The 2,813-nt window shown below is 66.1% G+C and carries 6 protein-coding genes; 3 read left to right on the top strand and 3 right to left on the bottom strand.

The window, feature by feature from the left end:
- Positions 1-547 (top strand): ABC transporter permease (locus tag WEB06_19320; protein ID MEX2557768.1); only part of this gene is annotated, 547 nt, incomplete at its 5' end.
- Positions 548-574: 27 nt separating this feature from the next.
- Here the strand turns inward: WEB06_19320 and WEB06_19325 are convergent.
- Both WEB06_19325 and WEB06_19330 read right to left on the bottom strand, forming a co-directional pair.
- Positions 575-1,000 carry a type II toxin-antitoxin system VapC family toxin gene (locus WEB06_19325; protein MEX2557769.1) on the bottom strand — a complete coding sequence of 142 codons (426 nt, stop codon included), beginning with the start codon at positions 998-1,000 and terminating at the stop codon, positions 575-577.
- Positions 997-1,233, bottom strand: a complete 237-nt coding sequence (locus WEB06_19330) for a type II toxin-antitoxin system prevent-host-death family antitoxin (protein ID MEX2557770.1) — start codon at positions 1,231-1,233, stop codon at positions 997-999. The genes WEB06_19325 and WEB06_19330 overlap by 4 nt, the downstream gene beginning before the upstream one ends.
- Positions 1,234-1,457: 224 nt before the next feature.
- Between WEB06_19330 and WEB06_19335 the strand changes: the two genes are divergently transcribed.
- Both WEB06_19335 and WEB06_19340 read left to right on the top strand, forming a co-directional pair.
- Entirely contained in the window at positions 1,458-1,721 is a 264-nt protein-coding gene (locus tag WEB06_19335; protein MEX2557771.1) for a GlsB/YeaQ/YmgE family stress response membrane protein, read from the top strand.
- Between the two features lie 56 nt (positions 1,722-1,777).
- Positions 1,778-2,059, top strand: coding sequence for a hypothetical protein (locus tag WEB06_19340; protein ID MEX2557772.1), 282 nt, complete (start codon positions 1,778-1,780; stop codon positions 2,057-2,059).
- Between the two features lie 6 nt (positions 2,060-2,065).
- On the opposite strand, the gene WEB06_19345 is transcribed toward WEB06_19340, so the two are convergent.
- Positions 2,066-2,722: an MBL fold metallo-hydrolase gene (locus tag WEB06_19345; protein ID MEX2557773.1), complete on the bottom strand. Its 657-nt coding sequence runs from the start codon at positions 2,720-2,722 to the stop codon at positions 2,066-2,068.
- Positions 2,723-2,813 lie beyond the last annotated feature (91 nt).

Here is a 2,813-nt window from a genome sequence, read left to right on the forward strand (position 1 = left end):
CGACATCGAGGTCGGCCTGTTCGACAAGTTCCTCATCGCGCCGATCAACCGCATGGCGATCCTGATGGGCCGCGCGCTCGCCGACGGCGCCCGGATGTTCATCCAGGGCCTGTTCATGGTTCTGCTCGCCATGGCGCTCGGCGTGCGGTTCGTCCACGGGCCGCTCGGCGTGCTGGCGGCGCTTCTGCTTGCCGTGATCTTCGGCATCGGCCTCGCGGCCTTGTCGAACGTGGCGGCGCTGCGCACCAAGAGCACCGAAGCGACGCTGATGATCGTCAACTTCTTCCTCTTCCCGTTGCTGTTCCTGTCGCCGGCCCTCGTACCGAAGGATGTCCTGCCCGGCTGGATCGCAACGTTCGGGAAGTTCAACCCGGTTGCGTACGCCGTCGACGCCTCGCGGAACCTTATGGTCGGCGTCGTCGAGAACCGGACGCTATCCACCGCGATCGATTGGGGCCAGCTCGGCCGGGCCACGTTGTTCCTCGTCGGCGTCGCGATCGGCGGGATGACCCTTGCGCGGATGGCCTTCCGCAAGGCGACAGCTTGAGCCGTGCGAGGGAGTCGCCTCCAGCGATCAGGTGGAGCGAGTAGGCAGCCAATCCGCTTCGATGAGACGATCGTCCAGCGTCGCCAAGGTTAGGTGGTAGACGAGCGCCGTGGCAGCGAGGAAGTGATCGGCGGGATCGCGATGAGGCAGCGATATCTCGAGACTCCTCAGAGCGATCTCGTCGTTGAGGGGCGCATCTTGGAGGGGAAAGGCTTCTCGTGCGTCTGCGATCCAGCGGCGGAGAGGCACATCGAGCCTGACGCGCCCACGACCGGTAAGGACGCCCAGCTCCCAGATCGAGATCGGCGAGAGCCATGGGGGCTCCGCCGAACGATCGATCGCACGACGCACACCCGCCGGCAACCGTCGGGAGCCGGTCAGGTACCAGAACCAGATGTGGGTGTCGAGCAGCAGTCCCGCCGTGTTGCGCGCCGCGGCGCGGTGAGCCGTCACCCGAGGGCTTCCCAATCCTCGGTCATCAGCGGCTCGATGATGTCGTCGAGCTCCTCGGCGGTTCCACGCATCGACCCGAACCCCGTGCGCGTGGCGGATCTCGGTGGCGGCGGAAGCACCTGAGCGATGGGAACACCCCGGCGGGTAACCAGCAGGGGCTTTCCGGTCTCTCGGACGCGTTCCAATGCAGCAAGACAGGTCGCCTTGAACTTCGAGATCGCGATCGAGTCCATGACGTCATCGTAACATGAACGGACCATGATCTTGGACCATGATCCTACTAGTCTTGGTGCCTATCCCGGACGATCAGGACGCTGGAGGGAGTTCTGGGACTCGCGTTGTTCCGCTCGTCGGGATGGCGTTCCGGAAAGGCTCAAGCGACCGCGCACGCGCGATTGACCCGTCGCCCGGCGGGGTAACACTGAACAACGCGTCAACGGCTCTCAAGGAGGCGACCATGAACATCGTCTACTGGCTCATCATCGGACTCATCGCAGGGTTCGTCGCCCGGGCCGTCGTGCCCGGCCGCGACGGGATGGGCGTGCTCGGAACGATCGTGCTCGGGATCGTCGGCTCGTTCGTCGGAGGGTTCCTCGGAAGCTTGTTCTACAAGGGCGACGCCGACATCGAGCCGTCCGGGATAATCGGATCGATCATCGGTGCGATCGTCGCCTTGCTCGTTTACCGAGCGGCCACCGGCCGCCGGGGTGCCGCGATCTAGTGGCCGAAACGTCTCCACGGAGAAAGCCGGCTGACCAGAAGCAGCCGGCTTTCTCCGTGGTCCAATCCATCGGCGACGTGGCTGCGGACGTTCGCGAGGATGTCGAACACGTGATCAACGACGCCGTGACCTATCTCGCGTCGCCGCGCGGCAAGGAGCTTCGGTCCAAGCTGTCCATGGGTGTCATTGCCGTCGCCCCGGTGATCGCTCGTTCCCCCATCGTCCGGCGGCATCCGGTATTGAGGCTGCTCGGCGTGGCCGGGCTGGCGACGGTTCTGGTGAAGGTCGCGGAGGCGGTTCGCGACTGGGAGCCCGAGCAAGCGAAGCCGTCCGTTTAGGCGGCCCTACCAGGCTCGCCGCCGCCACGTCTCGACGTACGGGCGCTCCCGCCCGATGAACGAGTCGAGTCCGTGACCCGGGCACACTCGCGTCTCGTCGGGCAGTGCGAACAGACGGCCGAGCGAGGTCATGACTTGCGCGAATCGCTTGGGATCCCCATCCGTGTTGCCCGGCCCGCCGGGGAAGAGGGTGTCGCCGGAGAACAGGAACGGCCCGCCGACCAACGAAACCGAGCCGGGTGTGTGTCCCGGCGTATGCAGCGCTCGAACCGTGACGCCGCCGACCTCGAGCGTGTCTCCTTCGCCGATGTGCTCGGTGGGGACCGGGATGCGATCACCCCCGTGCGCGTGCACGGGGACGTCGAGCTCCTCCAGCAAACGTTCCAGGGCCTGCACATGGTCGAAGTGGCCGTGCGTCTGGACGATGCCCTTCACCCGAAGCCCTTCCAGCTCGGCAAGGATCCGGTCGGCGTCGTTGGCGCCGTCGACGAGCAGCGCCTCGCCGTCCGACGACAGCACGTACACGTTGTTGTCGTACGGCCCCACCGAAAACTTCTTGACCCGGAACCCGTCGACGGTGTCGTAGGAGTGCGTCGGGCCCCCGGGCACCACGTGCCCGAACTCCGGCGTCTCGGGTGGGTGCGGGGTCTCGTCGGTGGTCATCGCGTCAGACGCGGACTTCGATGGCGATCAACTCGGATGGCTCGAGCGCGCGAACGGAGAGTTCGCGCTCGTCGCGGATATTCGCGGCGTC

The sequence above is a fragment of the Actinomycetota bacterium genome (assembly GCA_040905475.1).
In the GTDB taxonomy this organism is placed as follows: domain Bacteria; phylum Actinomycetota; class AC-67; order AC-67; family AC-67; genus DATFGK01.

Coding starts and splice junctions, on each gene's coding strand:
- WEB06_19330 (MEX2557770.1), bottom strand. CDS start 1,233: ATGGACTCGATCGCGATCTCGAAGTTCAAGGCGACCTGTCTTGCTGCA.
- WEB06_19335 (MEX2557771.1), top strand. CDS start 1,458: ATGAACATCGTCTACTGGCTCATCATCGGACTCATCGCAGGGTTCGTC.
- WEB06_19345 (MEX2557773.1), bottom strand. CDS start 2,722: ATGACCACCGACGAGACCCCGCACCCACCCGAGACGCCGGAGTTCGGG.